Genomic DNA, 18,401 nt, shown 5'->3' with positions numbered 1-18,401 from the left:
ACAAGAAGGAGTTGATTTGAAAGTGCGTACGTCAAAAAAACGAGAAGTTGTTAAGGAGAGTTATCAGCCGGATTATTATTTTCAAAAAGAATTAAACCGGTATCAGACTGAACAAGAAGAAAAATTGGGATTGAATCAATCAAAAGCACAATGGTTTGATCCTGTTCCCCGCCAATTTTTTGCAAAGGACAAGGATTCCACGACAATTCTATTCGGTGGTCTTACCATGGCTCATGACTACTTAATGGAGGGAGCATTAAAAGGATTGGGATATCATGTTAAACACATGGATTGCCCAGATACAGAATCTCTCCGATTTGGTAAGGAGTATGGAAATCGCGGGCAATGTAATCCAACCTACTTTACTGTTGGGAATCTGATCAAGTATCTTACATATCTTCGAGATGTTAAAGGAAAAAAGAAGGAAGAAATTGTAAGTCAGTATTTATTCATTACGAGCGGCTCTTGTGGTCCTTGCCGCTTTGGTACTTATGTAACAGAATATCGAAAGGCCCTTAGGGATGCAGGGTTTGATGGATTTCGAGTCTTGCTCTTTCAACAGCAGAGTGGCTTAAAACAAGCTACGGGTGAAGAGTCTGCTCTGAAACTAGATAGTTCATTTTTCCTTACTTTTTTAAAGGCTGTATTGATCGGAGATATTTTGAATGCGTTAGGGTATCGCATTCGGCCTTATGAAGTGGAAGAGGGGGCGACCAATGCTGCACTTGAACGTTGCAAACAACATTTATATAAAGCTTTCAGCGAACGTAAACAACTGATGCCCGCTTTATACCGTTGTCGAAAAGAACTAAAAGCTGTAAAAGTTGATCGAATTCGAGTAAAACCAAAAGTAAGCATTATTGGAGAGTTTTGGGCCATGACTACGGAAGGAGAAGGCAACTATCAACTGCAAAAATTTCTGGAAAGTGAGGGTGCCGAAGTAGAAGTGCAGTCTGTCACAGCATGGATCTTATTTTTGATTTGGGAAGGGCAGTATGATACTCGTAAACGGATGCATTTACAAGAAGCAGATTCTGAAAGTAAGGGTTTAAAAGGAAAGAATCCTTTAAAACGTTTACTAATCTTAGGTATAGCAAATCGTGCCGTTCGAGGAATGTTCTATACTTATGCCAGAGTGATCGGGCTTCGTGGATATCACTTACCTAATATGGATGAAATAGCTAAAGTGGCCGACTCACATTATAATAATCATCTTAGAGGGGGGGAAGGACATATGGAGGTAGGCAAACTCATTCTTAATGTGAAGAAAAGGAAAGTAAATATGACGATTTCTGTAAAGCCATTTGGTTGCATGCCTTCATCTGGTGTTTCTGATGGAGTTCAATCACTCATAACTGAGATTTATCCTGAAGCAATTTTTCTTCCCATTGAAACGACAGGAGATGGGGCCATTAATGTCTATAGCCGAATACAAATGATGTTATTTAAGGCTAAGCAGGCTGCCCAAAAAGAATTCGAAGAAGCTTTAGCCAAAAAGGGCTATTCCGTAGAGCATCTTCAGAAAAAGACTTTCAGTCGTTCGCCGATTACGCAACCTTTGAAAGTAAGCAGACATTCTGTTGCATGTACATCAGCAAACATCGTTTATCATTTACGGGGAATTTCAAACAGATTTTTTTTTCGTCGCAATAAAATAAAAGAAGCATGAATATATTGGATAAGAAAGTTACGTGAAAACACTAAATGAGGTCACCTCTTGAGATGGAATTATCTTGAGAGGTGATTTTTTAGTGGAACATAAATATTACTGAAATATATAAACTTTGCAACTTTTTATATTTTAAGTTCGTCTGAGAAATGATTACACATTCTAAAAAGTACTGTTATACTAAGGAGGAGGCAACACAAATGAAACACTGGGTTCTTTTATTGATAATTATTACTGCTGTATCTGTTACTGCTTGTTCTAATAATATTAACAACAGTGAAAAAGGTACTGTGAGTGAAGATGGTGCTATGAGTGAAGAAGGTTATATTATTAGCAAAGACAAGGATAGAATTCTTGTTGTTGGAGGTATTTCTCAAGAAGATGTACAATCAACTTCAGTTGAAGATATTTTAAATGGAAAGGGTAGCAGTGCTGCTTGGTTTGATATACCTGATGATTTGCAAGTAGGTGATTTACAAGTAGGTCAAAAAGTAAAAGTATGGTTTAGTGTAATGGCAGAGTCATATCCAGGGCAAGCTACAGCACAAAAAGTGCAAGTGATAAATGAGTAAGTAAAGTTTAAAAACTACTCCCATCCTCATCAAACAAAGATATAGCTACACCCAGAATGGAAAAATCTCACTTATACCATATAAATAGCAATTTCCATTCTGGGTGTATTATGCTCCAAATATGAAAATTACTTTTGGAGTAATAAAGAAATAGAAAGTATACAATATACAATTAAGGGAAGGGAAGTTACTACTAGAATAGGAGTGGAATTATTATAGTTTTTTAGGTATACTGACCTTATTTATCATGGAGGTCAAACAATCATGAAGAAGAATGATGCAACCAAAGATTTAATTATTCGTACGTCTATCATCCTATTTAATGAAAAAGGATACGGTCAAACTTCAATACAAGACATAATGGATGCAACAAGATTACCAAAAGGAGCTATATACAGAAGATTTAAGAATAAAAATGATATTGCACTCGCTTCTTTTGAAAAATCTGGTGAAATCCTCATGTCACATTTCTTAGAGGCAGTTCAATCTAAAGATACGGCTACGGAAAAAATTATTGCGATGTATTATGTTTATGAAGATGCCGTTGGTAACCCTCCAATTTCAGGGGGATGCCCGCTACTAAACACAGCAATTGAGAGTGATTATTCATTTCCTGAACTACGTGAAAAAGCTTCATTAAGCTACAATAAAACGCTTCTATTTATTAAATCTATTTTAGACGAAGGTATTAATAATAATGAATTTCATAATGAATTGAATTCTCATTCACTAGCATCATTTATTCTTGCTGCATTTGAAGGGTCTATTATGGCTAGTCGTGTGACTCATAACAATGATCATATTTTAAATTTGACTCACCAAATTAAAACATTACTTAATCAATATAAAATTTAATGAATTAAAGAATTTAATCTATACACTATGTCAAAAATAATGTATCATGATTTTAAAGGACCGAACCGTCCGGTCCAAGTTTGCTTAAATAACAATTATTTTATTTAAGGAGGAATCATATGTACAATATCACTATTCCTAAAAGCAATGTGGCAAAGGAAGCTACTAAGTTAGTTCATGAGATTTCACCAGAATTTCTTTACAACCATTGTTTGCGAACGTATGCTTTTGGTGATGAATTAGGGAAAAAATATGGTTTCAAATATGATCAGGAGTTATTCTATCTTGGTTCAATATTACATGATGTTGGTCTAACTGAACATGTTTGCCGTAAACATTCATTTGAACATGAAAGTGCTGATCATGCAGTGAACTTCCTACATACCCATGGTATTTCTGAAGAAAAAATTGATGTAGTACGTGAAGCAATAGTTTTGCATGCATCACAAATAGCTGAAGAAAAACAACCAGAGATTGCTTTAGTACACTTTGGAGCAGGTATGGATGTTATTGGTTTACGTGTAAAAGATATTTCTGAAGAATCGTTTAATTTCATACTTGAATCCTATCCAAGATTAGGTTTCAAACAGTCTATGATTGAACTTATTAAATATGATGCTGAACTCAAAAATGATCAATTTCCAAATAATTTGAGTTCTTCTATGCTTCGGATGGGTTTTATAGACTGGATTATGAATGCTCCTTTTAAAGAGTAAGGAATAATGAATTTAGATGGTAACATAGAAAATGTTTATTCATTCTTTACAGTGATGTTCTCCACGATTTATTTTTTTCCCCATTCTTGTTTAAGCATTGAATAAATCAATGCATCGTGTGGTTTATTATGGTAGAGATATCCTCTTAATCTACCTTCTTTAGTAAATCCTAACTTTTCCAATAATTTGTTTGATGCTGCATTATCAGGGAAGGTTATTGCGCCTATTCTAAAAAGGTCCAACGCTTGAAATGAGTATTCCAAAACTTCAGTAATGGCTTCAGCAGTAATCCCTTTGCCCCAAAATGAAGGATGTAACTCATATCCAATCTCAGCTTTTTTAGTCCTAATATCTAAGTTATTCAGTCCAAGTGTCCCTATAAATCTATTTAAATCTTTTAAAACAATTCCCCACCGTATTCCACGACTTTTATTGAATGTATTCTCAAATAAATCTACTATTTTTGTGGCTTCTTCAATGTTTTTCAAACTGTTCATTCCATAATATTTAGTAACCTCGTTTTTGGACATGATTTCATAGTAACTTTGTATGTGTTCTGTTTCTATTTTTACTAAATTTAATCGTTTTGTTTCAAGTTGTGGAAAGTTCATTATTGCTCCCTCAGATTTCTAATCAATGCTTCTATTTTTGCATATAAATGTTTTATAGACTCGCTAATTATGCGGAATTAATAATGTTTTATTTTTATCTAAATCTGTTATTCTCACCAATATTTTAGTATAGGATATTATGTGCATTTGATCCACAATTATTTACTATAAAGTATCATTAACGTGTGCATTATTACCTACTCTCTAGCAACTAATCTTTTTTTTAAGTCATAACTCCTATATAAATAGTACCTTAAAATGAGCAACTCTAGCTGGTAACTATAGTAAAAACAATTGAATAAAAAACTAGAATAGGAGTGAAGATTTTGAAAAAACATTTAATTATTTATTCTTTAGTACTGTTAATGATGAGCCAATTAGCAGTTCCAGCTTTCGCAAATTCATCTGCTTTTCCTGACACAAAAGGTCACTGGGCAGATAAAACGATTACTTGGGCTAAGCAAAAAGAATTCATTAGTGGTTATCAAGATGGTAAATTCCATCCAAATTCACAAATTACTGAAGCAGAATTTTTAGCGCTATTGTTTAGAACTTTGGAGGCTGATGTACCTAGAACTTGTAGAGGTCAAAGTTGGGCAGAGAAATATTACATATATGCCTGGTCTAAAGACTACCCAGTAGAAGGAATATATGACAGAAAAGCTAGAGATAAAGAAATCGATCGAACAAAGGTTGCGGAAATACTAGCTCGAGCAGATGGAAAAGAAAAAAGTGGAGCTGAAGCTATACAGTATATACTTGATCAAGAGTTCAGTAAAGGGAAAACTTCTGCTACAGTAAAAGGATACGCAGGTAACGATACCCTGACAAGAGCAGAAGCTATTCAATTTATCAAAAATGCGCTGGATGAAGGAATTAAAACTGATGGAAAAAAAGTAGCACATACTCCATCTCAGCCACCTAGTAATAATGAAGGTAGTACTACTGAACAAGAAACTACCCAAAAAGGATCTTTTAAGATAAGTGCATATGAACAAGAAGTAGTAAATTTAGTAAATGCAGAACGTGCACAGTATGACTTACCTCCATTGAAAATAGATAATAAGTTAAGTGAAGTTGCACGTATCAAGTCTGCCGACATGCAATCTAAGGATTACTTTGATCATACAAGTCCAACTTATGGTTCACCATTTGATATGATGAGAAGCTTTGGGGTATCTTATAGATCTGCTGCAGAAAACATTGCTTATGGTCAAAGAACACCACAGGAAGTAGTAAATGCTTGGATGAATAGTAGCGGTCATCGTAAAAATATTTTAAGTTCTAGTTCTACTCATATTGGTGTTGGTTATATAGAACAAGGAAATTATTGGACTCAAATGTTCATTGGTAAATAATTTACAAATAGGAATTTCATGATCATGGCATGGATCTGATTTTTCGAAGGTTAAAAATCCACCTAATTGATATCTTTCATAGGGTGGATTTTTTCTTATCCTTAAATTATTCGCCAACCGGTTTTATTGATATTTTTTTAGAGTTGCTTCTAATTTCATAGCTAAAGATAGATTTCCTTTTACTTTTAGTTTTCCCATCATAAATGCAGTTGTAGCGTTTAAATTTCCATGCATTAATTTAATTAAGTTTTTTGAAGATAGTTGGATCGTACAAGAAGGGTTATCAACTTCACCTTCCTTATAAGTAATGTTCCCTTTAGACAATTCAATGACATAAGTGCCTTCATCTTCTCCACTCACATCGAACTGATAGACACACTCCATTCCATCAATATGTTCTGGATTGGCCTCCACTTTTTCAATTAAATGTTGGAACTCTTCTCTAACAGACATATGTACCTGACCCCTTTTCTGTAATTTAGGTTCTATAACATATAAGAATTTGCGGCGTATTCTTAAATATATAAACCTTCTCTTATTTAGTATATGATATTCTTTATAAATAGACTATAAAAAATCATCAAAATAACTTCTAACCAGTTGTGGGTTCTATCTATTATTAAAAATTCAATGGACTCAATGGATTGGTTTCATAGTATGATAATCTATTTAAAAGAGGAGGGATTTCATGGCGACATGGAATTTAACGAATACAAACCAGCATTTATTCATATGTAATGGGGGCAGCTGTATGAACGATGGAGCTGAGGAGCTGACTCAAGCCATCCGTAAAGAAATATCTAAGAAAAGTCTTGATCAATCTATTCATACTACTAGAACACTTTGTAATGGGCGATGTGAAGATAAATGTGTCGTTATTTGTTATCCAGAGGGTGTATGGTATAAAGAAATGGCAAGTGCTGATGCGCCAAGATTTATTGAATCTATTAGATTAGGGCAACGATTAGAGGATAAGATTAGCCATCAATTTGATGGTCAAGTTTTTGTGCCGTCCGAAGGAACGAAGCTAGGAAAAATGAAAGATGAGAAAACGGTAAAAAAGGTGTCTAAGGTATTTTAATTCTTATTGGAGAGGTATTTGAGATTCACTTTATATTTCGATATGATGATTGTATATAGATAGAGGAGTGATAAGATGTCTGTTTATGAATATACAGTACAAACAATTAAAGGTGAAGAAAAATCGCTACAAGATTTTGAAGGGAAAGTACTATTGATAGTGAATACAGCCAGTAAATGTGGTTTTACACCACAATATAAACAGCTTCAAGAACTTCATGAAACTTATAATGAGCAAGGATTAGTTGTATTAGGTTTTCCATGCAATCAATTTGGAGAGCAAGAGCCTGGTGAAGAATCTGATATTGAGAGCTTTTGTGAATTGAATTACGGTGTTACTTTTTCTATGTTTGCAAAGGTTGATGTAAATGGAAAGGATGCACATCCATTGTTTACTTATCTAAAAGAGGTAGCACCAGGTTTATTAGGGTCAAAAGGGATTAAATGGAACTTTACTAAGTTTTTAATAGATAAATCAGGTAAAGCCGTAGCTCGTTATGCTCCAAAAACAAATCCATTAGAAATGAAAAATGAAATTGAGAAATTGTTAAGTGAATAGATGTTTACGGACGAGGCCGATGATATGAATCGGTCTTTTTTTGTAGTTGTTTCACTAATGTATTATTTTAGTAAAAGTGTACAATCTCAGTCTAAAACGATGTATAATTAAAATTAAATAATAATTATTTTAATGAGGTGATGAGTTTGACGGTAATTTCACAAACGGAGCTTCGCAACCTAGGCGCATCTGACCTAAAAATTTCAGCATTGGGATTGGGTACCTGGCAATTTAGTAAGGGAAATGGATTCGTAGGTGGTTTTTGGCCAGTATTGGAAAAACAAGAGATTGAAGAAATTATCCAAATTAGTCTAAGAGGAGGTATCAATTGGTTTGATACCGCTGAGGCTTATGGAAGAGGGAAATCAGAAGAGGCGCTAGCTGATGTTTTAAACGGTTTAGGGGACGAAGCAAAGGACGCACTCATTGCAACGAAGTGGTGGCCTGCGCTTAGAACAGCAAAATCTATAAGGCAGACTATAACTCAAAGACTTCAGTCACTAAAAGGAAGAGAAATAGATTTGTATATGGTGCATCAACCGTTTTCCTTTTCAAGTGCTACAGCTGAGATGAATGAGATGGCTGTTTTATTAAAAGAAGGAAAAATAAATTATGTTGGTGTTAGTAATTTTAATGAAAGGAAAATGAGAGAAGCGCATCTTGCGTTAAAAAAACACGGTTTTCCACTTGTATCTAATCAAATGAAATACAGTCTATTAGATCGACGTATTGAAAAAAATGGAGTGTTGGACGCTGCAAAAGAGCTTGGGATTACAATTATAGCTTATTCACCATTAGAACAAGGCATTTTAACAGGTAAATTTCATAAGAAACCAGAACTGATCAAAAATATTACTGGACCTCGCAAGTTAGCTTCTGGGTTTAAAGCATCAGCATTGCAAAGAACACAACCGCTTATTGATTTATTAGACAACTTAGCGAAGGAGTATAATGTGTCAGCTAGTCAAATTGCATTAAACTGGACAATTCATTTCCACGGAGATACGATTGTAGCTATTCCAGGAGCGACGAAAAAACACCATGCAGAAGAAAATGTAGGTACGCTAACTTTTAAATTATCAGATAAACATCTTGCTGAAATTGATAAAGTATCAAAAGAAGTTTCCGTAAAATAATAATCTCTTTAAAGATTGAATCCTAGCAATGATCTTAGCTGGGATTCTTTTAGTACAGCTTTAATTTACTTCATTAAATATACAATACCATCCCAAATCAACTTGATTCCCCCAACTGCTGATAGAGCTAGAATCGTCGTTTGAAAATGCTTTTGTGAGATACGAGGCAGGAATTTAATACCTAACCAAGTTCCAATTAAAATTGCAGGAATCATCCAAGCATTAAATATTAGTGTTGCTGGGGTGATAAGATCAATAGAGACGAAAAACGGAACTTTGATAACATTTACTGAAATAAAAAACCATGCCCCAGTTCCAATAAATTCATTTTTCTTTAATCCTTTACTTAACAAATAAATAGACATGATGGCTCCAGCTGCATTGCCAACCATTGTTGTGAAACCCGCTAAAATACCAAGAAGATTTAGAAAAACAGAGGACTCAGTAAAATTGGATTGAAGCCAACTTTCAAGTTTGTTTTTAGAAATGTGGAGAAAGATAAGACCCAATATAATAATACCTAGTAAAAGAGATAATTCATCATCTGTAATTGATCTTAAAACAAAAAAACCAATGATGATTCCGCTAAACACCCAAGGGATTAATGTGACAAGATATCTCCAAATTACCGTTCTCCTATAGTAAGTCACCGCTACTATATCAGCTGCAATTAACATTGGCAATAAGATACCTACAGATTCTTTAGTTGGGAAGATGGCAGCTAGAATGACAACAAAAAAAATTCCGGCACTGGGTACCCCTGTTTTTGAAAATCCAATTAGTAAAGCAGCTAAAATAGCTAAACATAATTGGAAAACGGTTAAGTCAAACATATTAGCTCCTCAATCTTGTTATTTTTGAATACACTTTAAGCGTACTATATCACAAATACTTAACAATGTGTCTGTTTATATTTTTTGTCAGGAAGAACGAAAAATGGGATAATGTGAGTGCAATTTACTTAGGTGAAGACAGGAGAATTGTATACATGAGTATTTTGAAAATTAAACAGTTAGAAAAAAACATCGGAAATTCGGTATTATTTCCTGCAATAGATTTAGAAATTAATCATGGAGAAGTAGTAGCTATTCAATGTAATAGAGAAGTAGGTTCGAAATTTATACAGTTGATGATCGGCGAGTTACCAGCTTCTGGTGGTGAAATCTTGTTTTTGGGCAGCCCATTAAATAAAAATTTTAAGAGATTTAGCAAGAGAATTGGTATCGTATTATTAAATGAAAATTTGTATGAACGGCTTACACCAAAGCAGTATTTACATTTTTACAAACAACTGTATGAAGTGAAAATAGATATCATGCCATTATTAGAACAAGTTGGTTTATTAAGTAAGTCAAATATGAAAATTAGTAGATTGTCCTTTTCCGAAAAGAAACGTTTACACTTCTCTCGTGTATTTGTGCATCAACCTGACTTGATTATTTTAGAAGAACCTGATCAGAATGTAGATATTGAAAGTAGGATTATCATTCAAAAAATGATTAATGAATTTGTTGCTCAAAAAAGAGCTGTTTTAATTACGACAAGTTATCTCGAGAGTGCGATTATGATGGCAAGTCATGTATATCATCTAAATGATCAAGGATTGAAAAAATTGGAAGTTATGGATGAGGTAGATAATGTAAAAGATGAAAAGGAAGAGAACTTTGAAATAGAAGTGAATTCTATAAAACCCAATAATCCTAAAGAAGATAGTGTAAAAACAGAAGTGGAAGTTGACACTGCTGATGAAGAATCAACAACTCCTTCTAATGTGCAGGTTCGTTTTGAAAAAATTCCAGCGAAAGTAGACGACAAAATCATACTTTTTGACCCTATGGAAATTGATTTTGTTGAAAGTAGTGAGGGGATATCCCATCTACATGTTAAAGGCGAGGTATTTCCATGCACATACACTTTGAATGATTTATTTAGTCGACTTCAACCGTTTGGCTTTTTCCGATGCCATCGTTCATATATTGTAAATTTACAAAAAGTAAGGGAAGTCATTACCTGGACACGGAATAGTTATAGTTTAGTTTTAGATGATTCTAAAAAAAGTTCAATTCCATTGTCAAAGGGTAAATTGACTGATTTAAAAGGGATTATTGGGTTTTAAGAAGTATAAATATACAAAATTTTGTCGAGTTGAGTCATCGTGCTAAAAAAGGATATAATACCCTTGATAAAAGAATTAAACTGGGAGGCGGACTAATGAATCAACAAATCTCAATTATAGGTGTACCTATGGATCTAGGACAAACACGTCGTGGAGTAGATATGGGACCTAGTGCGATTCGTTATGCAGGAATTGTAGAGCGCTTGCAAAATTTAGATTATCATATTAAGGATTTAGGGAATATTGAAATAAGTCATTTAACAGAAGATCAGGATGATGTTAACGATAAAGATCATAATTTAAGAAATTTACAAGAAGTAAAAGAGGTCAATGAAAAACTAGCCTCCTCTGTTTCAGACGTAGTTTCAAAAAATCGTTTTCCGCTTATATTAGGAGGCGATCATAGTATTGGAATTGGTACCATTGCAGGTGTTGCCAAACATTATAACAATCTTGGTGTTATTTGGTTTGATGCTCATGGAGACTTAAATACTGCAGAAACTTCGCCAACTGGGAACATTCATGGTATGTCACTTGCTGTAGGTCTTGGCTTAGGTCATGAAAATCTTACAAATATTGAAGGATTCACACCAAAGATTAAACCTGAAAACATAGTCATTATCGGTGCGCGTTCTTTAGACGAGGGAGAGAAAGCTTTAATTCATGAAAAAGGAATTAAAGTGTATTCCATGCATGAAATTGACCGCCTCGGAATGAGTAAAGTCATGGAACAAGCAATTGCCTACATTTCGAAAAATACGGATGGTGTTCATTTAAGTTTAGATTTAGACGCATTAAATCCACATGATGCACCAGGCGTTGGTACTCCAGTACTTGGAGGAGTCTCTTATAGAGAAAGTCACTTAGCCATGGAAATGTTAGCAGAATCAGATATTGTGACATCTGCTGAATTTGTTGAAGTGAATCCAATATTGGATGAAAGAAATAAAACAGCGACGGTAGCCGTAGCACTAATGGGTTCTTTATTCGGTGAAAAACTAACATAACTGTGTGTTTACATTTTTGACAACTCATTGTTGCGTCAATTATGAAGAGAGGACTGATGATATTAATGGTAACATCAAAAAACATTATTGAAAAAACAGATCAATTAGGAGCACAAAATTATCACCCACTTCCAATTGTCATTTCAAAAGCAGAGGGAGTATGGGTAGAAGATCCTGAAGGAAACAAATATATGGATATGTTAAGTGCATATTCCGCAGTAAACCAAGGGCACCGCCATCCTAAGATTATTCAAGCATTAACAGACCAAGCTAATAAGGTTACATTAACTTCAAGAGCGTTCCATAATGATCAATTAGGAGCTTTTTATGAAAAGGTTGTAAAACTAACGAATAAAGACATGGTGCTTCCTATGAATACAGGAGCAGAAGCGGTTGAAACTGCTGTTAAAACAGCGCGTCGTTGGGCTTATGAAGTGAAGAAAGTAGCAGATAATCAAGCGGAAATTATTGCATGCGTTGGGAATTTCCATGGTCGTACGATGACTGCAGTTTCATTATCTTCAGAGGCTGAATACCAACGTGGTTTTGGTCCAATGCTTCCAGGCATTAAATTAATTCCATATGGTGATATTGAAGCATTAAAACAGGCGATTACTCCTAACACAGCTGCATTTTTATTGGAACCTATACAAGGAGAAGCAGGGATTGTCATTCCTCCTGACGGATTTTTAAAGGAAGTAGCTGATGTATGTAAAGAAAGTAATGTTCTTTTTATTGCAGATGAAATTCAAGCTGGTTTAGGAAGATCTGGAAAGATGTTTGCTTGTGATTGGGATAACGTTGTACCAGACATGTATATTTTAGGAAAGGCACTTGGTGGGGGAGTATTCCCGATTTCATGTGTTGCTGCTAATAAAGATGTTCTAGGTGTATTTAATCCTGGTTCTCATGGATCTACTTTTGGTGGGAATCCACTTGCTTGTGCGGTATCCGTTGCAGCACTTGATGTTCTTGAGGAAGAAAAACTAGCTGAACGATCTTTAGAGCTTGGAACTTATTTTCAGCAAAAGTTAAAGGAAATAGATAATCCAATGATCAAAGAAGTGCGCGGTAAAGGATTATTTATTGGAGTTGAACTTAATGAACCAGCAAGATCCTATTGTGAGGAGCTTAAAGAAAAGGGATTGTTATGTAAAGAAACACATGAAAATGTAATTCGATTTGCACCTTCTTTAGTAATTTCAAAAGAAGATTTAGATTGGGCGATAGAAAAAATCCTTACTGTTTTAGATAAAAATGAAGTGACAACGAATTAACTTTCTATAAATAAATATTTAATAAAATAAGGCTGCGAGCAAAAGATTAAACTTTTGTTCGCAGTTTTTTTATGTTCCATTCACCTAAAATAGTGCTCCATTCATCCCAATTTAAACTCCTTTTACCTTAATTATAGTGCGAGTTTCCTTATGTTTAGCTAAACTGAACTCAACAAAGCGATTCAAGCAGCAGCTTAGTTACAAATAAAAGAAAAGGAGTTTAGAACGATGAATAACATTATAGAAGTCAAAAATTTAAGTAAATCATTTGGGAATAAAATGGCTTTAAAAAATGTATCATTTAAAGTGCAAAAAGGAGAAACATTTGGTTTTTTAGGTCCGAGTGGATCGGGAAAAACAACTACAATTAAAATGTTAACTTCACAGCTAATTCAAACAACAGGGGAAATCAAAGTTTTTGATCAACCATTGAAAAAACAAAAAGACCCTTCCTTTATGAAAAAAATTGGTATTTTAACAGATAATAGTGGGTTGTATGAACGCCTTACAGTTTATGATAATTTGTTGCTTTACTCACAGTTATATGATGTAAACAAAAAGCAAATCAATAAAATTTTAGAAGTAGTGAATTTACAAAATGAAACAAAAACACAAGTAAAAAAACTTTCAAAAGGAATGAAACAAAGAATTACATTAGCAAGAGCAATGCTTCACAAACCTGACCTTTTATTTTTAGATGAGCCTACTTCATCGTTAGACCCCGTAAATACAAAACATATTCATGATGGGTTAAGACAGTTAAATAAACAAGGCACCACCATCTTTTTGACAACACATGATATGATGGAAGCTGAACAGCTCTGTGATCGAGTTGCATTTTTACATCAAGGGGAAATAAAACAACTCGACACACCTCGAAATTTAAGAATACAATATATGGATACTTCCGTTACCTTGCTGCTGAAAGACAATCAAAGTATTGTTGTAAACAAGGATGAAAAAGGAGCAGAGGCTATATACCAATATATGAAATCTGGAGAGGTAGTTTCGATTCATTCAAACGAACCAACACTGGGAGAAATATTTGTGCAAATTACGGGGAGGGAATTAGCATGACATTTTCATTAAAAAGAGTAAATGCTATTATTATGAAGGATTATAGAGATTTATTAAAAAATTCTTATGTAATATTTACTATTGCACTTCCAATATTTTATGCTTTGTTGTTAAACCGCATTGGAGATGAGGATGCAACATTCAATTTACTGCCTATTAATCTTGCGTTGGTTATTACAGGTGCTTTCATACAAGCTGCCATCGTCGCTGAAGAAAAAGAGAAAAATACATTACGAGGTTTATTATTGTCTCCCGCAAGTACATTGGAAATATTAATTGGAAAGAGTGTTTTATCAGCTATAGTGACGATATTGGTTATTTTGATCTGTGCTAAATTGAGCGATTTTGAAATTGTATCCCTTTCTATATTTGCACTAATAATCTTTTTAAACCTAATCACTTACCTTGCTGTAGGAACAATGTTAGGGTTACTATCAAGAACGGTAATGGAAACTTCAATTATTGGGATGCCATTTCTAATGGTGTTCGGAATGATATCCATGTTTAAACCGTTGTTTAATAATGAAATAATTTTAAAAGCGATTGAGTATTTACCAGGCGAGCAATTTACTGCAGCGTGGGTTACGATTACAGAAGGTGGTCAGTTTGGAGATATAATAAGGGAGTTGATTATACTAACGCTATGGGCAGTTGTTGCAGTTGTAATCACATTTATTACTTATGGCAAACGTCGTTTTGATAAATAGAAGAAAATAAACGAACAAGAAAATTAATGGCTGTGTTAAATAACTTATAATGTTGATAATGTTAGAAAAAGGACCTCTAATAGGTTCTTTTTCTAATAATTAATTGTAATAGCTCAATCGTATCACCAACTTTGATTTTTCCTATTTTCACCGTTTAAACGTACTCCTACCTTTTTATTCCTTTTTTAATCTGGTTAAAATAATTTCCATATTCAAATTGAGGATTTAACCTACAACTTTTGACTGATTAAAGGCTAGCATATACCCTCTGTCTTCGCCTTAAAGGATTCGCATATAGGCGAATTTTCTCTATGAAAAAAATTAAATATTTGACATTTACATATTAACGTAATAATATTAATTTAACGTAAAAATAAAATTTTTACGAAAGGAAATGAATATGAATTTAAAACAGAAGCCAAAGAAGAAACTAATTACAGATGTAGATCAAATTTTAATGTTAAACCATCCATTTAAAATGGAAATTTTACAGCATTTAATTGAAAGTCGCTCATCAAGTGAAGTGGCCAAACTCATAGGAGAGCCTCCTCAAAAAGTGAATTATCACATGAAAAAGTTAGAAGGAGTAGGACTAATAAAAAGGTCTGGACACCGAAATGTACGAAATTTGGTGGAAGTATTGTATGAGACAGTTGCCGAGCAGTTTGTGTTATCAGATGATTCGACTATGAACAATGAGTTAATTCAGCAAATGAAGGATCAAGGTTCATTAAAGTATCTTTATGAAATGTCTGAACAAATGAAACAAGATACCATAAAATTAATGAATGTTGTAGATGAATCAGATCATGTACCAAGTGCAACGCTTGATTTTACAATAAAGCTTTCAAACGAAGAACAGAGAAAACAGTTTATAGATGACTATGTACAGATGATTAATAAATTAGCTTCTAAATATAACACAAATGAAAATGAATCTAATGAAGTATTTCAAGCGATGATTGCTTTATATCCTCACATTATAGAAGGAGATGAACAAAAATGAGTAAGATTTGTGCGGAAAAGACAAGTGAAAAACCTAAAGATAACGTAATCCCTTTTCCAACGGAGAAAAATCATACGAGTCAAACAAAACGCTGGCAAGTTGGAAATGAAGATAATGAAGTGATTATTAAACAAGTATCTTCTGGTTTTGGTGAAAGCCAGAATCTGAATCTGAAGATGATAGCGTAGGAGGTGAAAGTATGAGCACAATTCCATATGTTGTTGAGCAAAGCAAAAATGGAGAACGTTCTTATGATATATACTCAAGACTGTTGAAAGATCGTATCGTGATGATTGGCAGTGAGATTAACGATCAGCTTGCGAACTCTGTTGTAGCTCAATTGTTATTTTTGTCAGCAGATAACTCGGAAAAAGATATTCAAATGTATATTAACTCTCCCGGTGGTTCAGTTACAGCTGGCATGGCAATTTTTGATGCCATGCAACATGTAAAACCTGATGTTAGTACTATGTGTATGGGGTTAGCGGCATCTATGGGTGCATTTTTACTAATAGGAGGGGAAGAAGGGAAACGTTATGCACTTCCTAATAGTGAAATTATGCTTCACCAACCATTAGGGGGTACTCGTGGTCAGGCTTCAGATATTGATATCCATGCCAAACATATTATTGAAACTAGGAAAAGAATGAATCAAATCATGTCTGAGCGTTCTAAGGTTTCAGTGGAGGAAATGTATAACCTTACGGATCGTGACCGTTTCTTTTTTCCAGAGGAAGCAAAAAAACTGGGATTGATAGATCATATTCTTGTGAAATAAGATCGATAGAAATGAGGTGTTTTTGTATGAAAATTTTGATTATCGGTGGTACTCGATTTATAGGCAAACACTTAGTTTCTGAAGCGTTAGCTAGAGGGCATGAGGTTACATTATTCAATCGAGGAAATCAACAACATACATTTGATGAAGTTGAGCATCTTATAGGTGATCGGAGCCATCAGTTAGATGTTTTAAAAAACCGAAAATGGGATGCTGTAATTGACACTTGTGGATATGTTCCTAGAGATGTTCATTATTCTACACAAGTTTTAGCAGATCAGACAGATTATTATACTTTTATTTCCAGTATTTCTGTATATAAAGATTGGATACCAGAAGGAATAGACGAAAACTATGCAGTTCAAATTTTATCTAAGGAAAAAGCAGAAGGAATTACTCGTGGCATTTCAGGTTTCGTACCTGAGTATTATGGTGCATTAAAATATATGTGTGAGAAAGAAGCTGAAAACACGCTTGGAAATAAGTTGTTAACGATTAGACCTGGTTTAATTGTTGGTAAATATGATTATACAGAGCGGTTACCTTATTGGGTGAATAGAGTACGCCAAGGTAAACTCCCTTTAAATTAAAGCTTTTCTTTACCTAACAAGCAATTAGGGTAACATTTGAGTAACAATAGGGTTGATTTACAAACTTCCCATTAACTCATCAAATTTTTGAGAAGCTTCTTTCTTTTTAGGCTTTGTTACATGTAAGTAAATGTTTTTTGTTATTTCATCGCTTTTATGTCCTAGACGATCAATGATTATATCTAAACTGACCCCAGCTTCTGCTAAAAGAGATGTGTGTGTATGGCGTAATGAATGTGGTGTTAGGTTTGTATTGAGTGAAGCAAGTTTAAGGATTCTTTTCATTCGGTCTCTTATGTTTTTTGGATATTCTGGGTATCCTGGATATTTGTCTGAGTTGGCAAAAACAAAATCTTCATTATCATAAATATCCCTATGCTTCATCTTAACTTTGTTCTGAATCCTTCTGTGAGTATCTATTTCACTTAACAGACCTATTTCTACATCTATTTTCCTTACTGCACTTTTGGTCTTAGGGGGTAATAAATAATATTTTCTAGTGTTATTTGTAGGATTGTAGTAAGTTTTTGTGATATTGATTTGTTGAGATTCAAAGTTAATATCTTTCCATTTCAAAGCGCATAACTCTCCTGCCCTCATGCCTGTATAAGCTAAAGTTTTAAAAATAATATAATCTTTGTATGATCCTGTATTTTTTGCTGTTTGAAGGAATTTTACTAACTCGTCTTTCTCTAAATATTTGACTGTTTCTTCTTCACTCTCTAACTCTTCAACTGTTTTTTGAACTTTAGGTACGTGGGCGAATTGTGTTGGATCTGATTTTATTATATCCATTTCTACAGCCTTGTTAAAAATCATTTTACCTGTACAGTGTGTTACAGCTAGAGTGTTATCGGAATATTTTTTCTTCAGATTATTTAATGCATCTTGGTATTTTTTCTTAGTGATATCTTTCATTTTTAGTTTAGCAAACCAAGGCATTAATATGCTAATTTGATACTTTCTATGATTGATTGTACTGATTTTGACTTTACCAGTAGACTCATACCCCGCTAACCATTGCTTAGAAAATTGTTCAAAAGTGATATTCTTTTCTTCTATAAATGTACCCTGGGATAATTCTGCAGAAAGGATTGCTGCTGCTGCTTCTGCTTCAGTTTTTGTTTTGAATCCACCTTTCTTTTTTTGTTTCCTTTTTCCTGACACAGGGTCCTTACCTATATCTAGCATAAAAGACCATGTGGCTCCACAAGAGCATCTTTTCTTTTTTTTCCCTGGACACTTACAGTGAGGTTTATAAAAATGTCCTTTCATATTCTTCAACTC

General features: G+C 33.9%; 21 protein-coding genes. 17 read left to right on the top strand and 4 right to left on the bottom strand.

What is annotated here, in order from left to right; all coding sequences use genetic code 11:
* The first annotated feature begins 22 nt into the window (after nt 1-22).
* The 4 genes from VQL36_RS19545 (at nt 23) to VQL36_RS19530 (ending at nt 3,812) form a co-directional block, all read left to right on the top strand.
* The gene (locus VQL36_RS19545; protein ID WP_349251226.1) at nt 23-1,669 is read left to right on the top strand and encodes a 2-hydroxyglutaryl-CoA dehydratase; all 1,647 of its coding nucleotides are present in this window, start codon (nt 23-25) and stop codon (nt 1,667-1,669) included.
* 200 nt (nt 1,670-1,869) lie between these two features.
* Complete coding sequence (locus tag VQL36_RS19540) at nt 1,870-2,241, top strand: YobA family protein (protein ID WP_349250911.1); 372 nt, start codon at nt 1,870-1,872, stop codon at nt 2,239-2,241.
* Nucleotides 2,242-2,505: 264 nt separating this feature from the next.
* A complete protein-coding gene (locus tag VQL36_RS19535) occupies nt 2,506-3,096 on the top strand; it encodes a TetR/AcrR family transcriptional regulator (protein WP_349250910.1) in 591 nt (196 codons plus the stop codon).
* 119 nt (nt 3,097-3,215) lie between these two features.
* A complete protein-coding gene (locus VQL36_RS19530; protein ID WP_349250909.1) occupies nt 3,216-3,812 on the top strand; it encodes an HD domain-containing protein in 597 nt (198 codons plus the stop codon).
* Between the two features lie 68 nt (nt 3,813-3,880).
* Here the strand turns inward: VQL36_RS19530 and VQL36_RS19525 are convergent, their stop codons facing one another.
* Nucleotides 3,881-4,423: a GNAT family protein gene (locus VQL36_RS19525; RefSeq protein WP_349250908.1), complete on the bottom strand. Its 543-nt coding sequence runs from the start codon at nt 4,421-4,423 to the stop codon at nt 3,881-3,883.
* 326 nt (nt 4,424-4,749) lie between these two features.
* On the opposite strand from VQL36_RS19525, the gene VQL36_RS19520 reads away from it, so the two are divergent.
* Nucleotides 4,750-5,781, top strand: coding sequence for a CAP domain-containing protein (locus VQL36_RS19520; protein ID WP_349250907.1), 1,032 nt, complete (start codon nt 4,750-4,752; stop codon nt 5,779-5,781).
* Between the two features lie 123 nt (nt 5,782-5,904).
* Here VQL36_RS19520 and VQL36_RS19515 read toward each other — a convergent pair whose 3' ends face one another.
* Nucleotides 5,905-6,234 carry an SCP2 sterol-binding domain-containing protein gene (locus VQL36_RS19515; RefSeq protein WP_349250906.1) on the bottom strand — a complete coding sequence of 110 codons (330 nt, stop codon included), beginning with the start codon at nt 6,232-6,234 and terminating at the stop codon, nt 5,905-5,907.
* A gap of 235 nt (nt 6,235-6,469) precedes the next feature.
* Between VQL36_RS19515 and VQL36_RS19510 the strand changes: the two genes are divergently transcribed.
* The 3 genes from VQL36_RS19510 (at nt 6,470) to VQL36_RS19500 (ending at nt 8,556) form a co-directional block, all read left to right on the top strand.
* Nucleotides 6,470-6,862: a (2Fe-2S) ferredoxin domain-containing protein gene (locus VQL36_RS19510; RefSeq protein ID WP_349250905.1), complete on the top strand. Its 393-nt coding sequence runs from the start codon at nt 6,470-6,472 to the stop codon at nt 6,860-6,862.
* Nucleotides 6,863-6,937: 75 nt separating this feature from the next.
* Nucleotides 6,938-7,420, top strand: coding sequence for a glutathione peroxidase (locus tag VQL36_RS19505; RefSeq protein ID WP_349250904.1), 483 nt, complete (start codon nt 6,938-6,940; stop codon nt 7,418-7,420).
* Between the two features lie 140 nt (nt 7,421-7,560).
* Nucleotides 7,561-8,556, top strand: a complete 996-nt coding sequence (locus VQL36_RS19500) for an aldo/keto reductase (RefSeq protein ID WP_349250903.1) — start codon at nt 7,561-7,563, stop codon at nt 8,554-8,556.
* Between the two features lie 65 nt (nt 8,557-8,621).
* Here VQL36_RS19500 and VQL36_RS19495 read toward each other — a convergent pair whose 3' ends face one another.
* Nucleotides 8,622-9,389: a sulfite exporter TauE/SafE family protein gene (locus VQL36_RS19495; RefSeq protein WP_349250902.1), complete on the bottom strand. Its 768-nt coding sequence runs from the start codon at nt 9,387-9,389 to the stop codon at nt 8,622-8,624.
* A gap of 155 nt (nt 9,390-9,544) precedes the next feature.
* Here VQL36_RS19495 and VQL36_RS19490 point away from each other — a divergent pair, with 155 nt between their 5' ends.
* The 9 genes from VQL36_RS19490 (at nt 9,545) to VQL36_RS19450 (ending at nt 17,114) form a co-directional block, all read left to right on the top strand.
* Nucleotides 9,545-10,672: a LytTR family transcriptional regulator DNA-binding domain-containing protein gene (locus VQL36_RS19490; RefSeq protein ID WP_349250901.1), complete on the top strand. Its 1,128-nt coding sequence runs from the start codon at nt 9,545-9,547 to the stop codon at nt 10,670-10,672.
* 95 nt (nt 10,673-10,767) lie between these two features.
* Complete coding sequence (gene rocF, locus VQL36_RS19485) at nt 10,768-11,679, top strand: arginase (RefSeq protein WP_349250900.1); 912 nt, start codon at nt 10,768-10,770, stop codon at nt 11,677-11,679.
* A gap of 65 nt (nt 11,680-11,744) precedes the next feature.
* Nucleotides 11,745-12,956 carry an ornithine--oxo-acid transaminase gene (locus VQL36_RS19480; RefSeq protein ID WP_413789541.1) on the top strand — a complete coding sequence of 404 codons (1,212 nt, stop codon included), beginning with the start codon at nt 11,745-11,747 and terminating at the stop codon, nt 12,954-12,956.
* 228 nt (nt 12,957-13,184) lie between these two features.
* Nucleotides 13,185-14,033 (top strand): ABC transporter ATP-binding protein, encoded by an 849-nt coding sequence (locus VQL36_RS19475; RefSeq protein WP_349250898.1) that lies wholly within the window; start codon nt 13,185-13,187, stop codon nt 14,031-14,033.
* Nucleotides 14,030-14,740 carry an ABC transporter permease gene (locus VQL36_RS19470; protein ID WP_349250897.1) on the top strand — a complete coding sequence of 237 codons (711 nt, stop codon included), beginning with the start codon at nt 14,030-14,032 and terminating at the stop codon, nt 14,738-14,740. The genes VQL36_RS19475 and VQL36_RS19470 overlap by 4 nt, the downstream gene beginning before the upstream one ends.
* Nucleotides 14,741-15,140: 400 nt before the next feature.
* Nucleotides 15,141-15,746, top strand: coding sequence for a helix-turn-helix domain-containing protein (locus tag VQL36_RS19465; protein WP_349250896.1), 606 nt, complete (start codon nt 15,141-15,143; stop codon nt 15,744-15,746).
* Nucleotides 15,743-15,934: a hypothetical protein gene (locus tag VQL36_RS19460; RefSeq protein WP_349250895.1), complete on the top strand. Its 192-nt coding sequence runs from the start codon at nt 15,743-15,745 to the stop codon at nt 15,932-15,934. The genes VQL36_RS19465 and VQL36_RS19460 overlap by 4 nt, the downstream gene beginning before the upstream one ends.
* Nucleotides 15,935-15,945: 11 nt before the next feature.
* Nucleotides 15,946-16,524 carry an ATP-dependent Clp protease proteolytic subunit gene (locus VQL36_RS19455; protein WP_349250894.1) on the top strand — a complete coding sequence of 193 codons (579 nt, stop codon included), beginning with the start codon at nt 15,946-15,948 and terminating at the stop codon, nt 16,522-16,524.
* A 26-nt stretch (nt 16,525-16,550) separates the two neighbouring features.
* On the top strand, nt 16,551-17,114 hold the full coding sequence (locus VQL36_RS19450) for an NAD-dependent epimerase/dehydratase family protein (protein ID WP_349250893.1): 564 nt from the start codon (nt 16,551-16,553) through the stop codon (nt 17,112-17,114).
* 57 nt (nt 17,115-17,171) lie between these two features.
* On the opposite strand, the gene VQL36_RS19445 is transcribed toward VQL36_RS19450, so the two are convergent.
* The gene (locus tag VQL36_RS19445; protein WP_349250892.1) at nt 17,172-18,389 is read right to left on the bottom strand and encodes a site-specific integrase; all 1,218 of its coding nucleotides are present in this window, start codon (nt 18,387-18,389) and stop codon (nt 17,172-17,174) included.
* Nucleotides 18,390-18,401: the final 12 nt, after the last annotated feature.

Origin of the sequence: Chengkuizengella sp. SCS-71B, from assembly GCF_040100845.1 — a bacterium.
Lineage (GTDB): Bacteria > Bacillota > Bacilli > Paenibacillales > KCTC-33759 > Chengkuizengella.
Note: the sequence above shows the minus strand (reverse complement) of the source record. Positions and strands in the feature narration are given on the sequence as shown.

What these genes read in the sequence shown, in the direction of transcription:
- VQL36_RS19540 (WP_349250911.1), top strand. Translation starts at nt 1,870, where the DNA reads ATGAAACACTGGGTTCTTTTATTGATAATTATTACTGCTGTATCTGTT.
- VQL36_RS19535 (WP_349250910.1), top strand. Translation starts at nt 2,506, where the DNA reads ATGAAGAAGAATGATGCAACCAAAGATTTAATTATTCGTACGTCTATC.
- VQL36_RS19530 (WP_349250909.1), top strand. Translation starts at nt 3,216, where the DNA reads ATGTACAATATCACTATTCCTAAAAGCAATGTGGCAAAGGAAGCTACT.
- VQL36_RS19525 (WP_349250908.1), bottom strand. Translation starts at nt 4,423, where the DNA reads ATGAACTTTCCACAACTTGAAACAAAACGATTAAATTTAGTAAAAATA.
- VQL36_RS19515 (WP_349250906.1), bottom strand. Translation starts at nt 6,234, where the DNA reads ATGTCTGTTAGAGAAGAGTTCCAACATTTAATTGAAAAAGTGGAGGCC.
- VQL36_RS19510 (WP_349250905.1), top strand. Translation starts at nt 6,470, where the DNA reads ATGGCGACATGGAATTTAACGAATACAAACCAGCATTTATTCATATGT.
- VQL36_RS19505 (WP_349250904.1), top strand. Translation starts at nt 6,938, where the DNA reads ATGTCTGTTTATGAATATACAGTACAAACAATTAAAGGTGAAGAAAAA.
- VQL36_RS19500 (WP_349250903.1), top strand. Translation starts at nt 7,561, where the DNA reads ATGAGTTTGACGGTAATTTCACAAACGGAGCTTCGCAACCTAGGCGCA.
- VQL36_RS19495 (WP_349250902.1), bottom strand. Translation starts at nt 9,389, where the DNA reads ATGTTTGACTTAACCGTTTTCCAATTATGTTTAGCTATTTTAGCTGCT.
- VQL36_RS19490 (WP_349250901.1), top strand. Translation starts at nt 9,545, where the DNA reads ATGAGTATTTTGAAAATTAAACAGTTAGAAAAAAACATCGGAAATTCG.
- rocF (WP_349250900.1), top strand. Translation starts at nt 10,768, where the DNA reads ATGAATCAACAAATCTCAATTATAGGTGTACCTATGGATCTAGGACAA.
- VQL36_RS19480 (WP_413789541.1), top strand. Translation starts at nt 11,745, where the DNA reads ATGGTAACATCAAAAAACATTATTGAAAAAACAGATCAATTAGGAGCA.
- VQL36_RS19475 (WP_349250898.1), top strand. Translation starts at nt 13,185, where the DNA reads ATGAATAACATTATAGAAGTCAAAAATTTAAGTAAATCATTTGGGAAT.
- VQL36_RS19470 (WP_349250897.1), top strand. Translation starts at nt 14,030, where the DNA reads ATGACATTTTCATTAAAAAGAGTAAATGCTATTATTATGAAGGATTAT.
- VQL36_RS19465 (WP_349250896.1), top strand. Translation starts at nt 15,141, where the DNA reads ATGAATTTAAAACAGAAGCCAAAGAAGAAACTAATTACAGATGTAGAT.
- VQL36_RS19460 (WP_349250895.1), top strand. Translation starts at nt 15,743, where the DNA reads ATGAGTAAGATTTGTGCGGAAAAGACAAGTGAAAAACCTAAAGATAAC.
- VQL36_RS19455 (WP_349250894.1), top strand. Translation starts at nt 15,946, where the DNA reads ATGAGCACAATTCCATATGTTGTTGAGCAAAGCAAAAATGGAGAACGT.
- VQL36_RS19450 (WP_349250893.1), top strand. Translation starts at nt 16,551, where the DNA reads ATGAAAATTTTGATTATCGGTGGTACTCGATTTATAGGCAAACACTTA.
- VQL36_RS19445 (WP_349250892.1), bottom strand. Translation starts at nt 18,389, where the DNA reads ATGAAAGGACATTTTTATAAACCTCACTGTAAGTGTCCAGGGAAAAAA.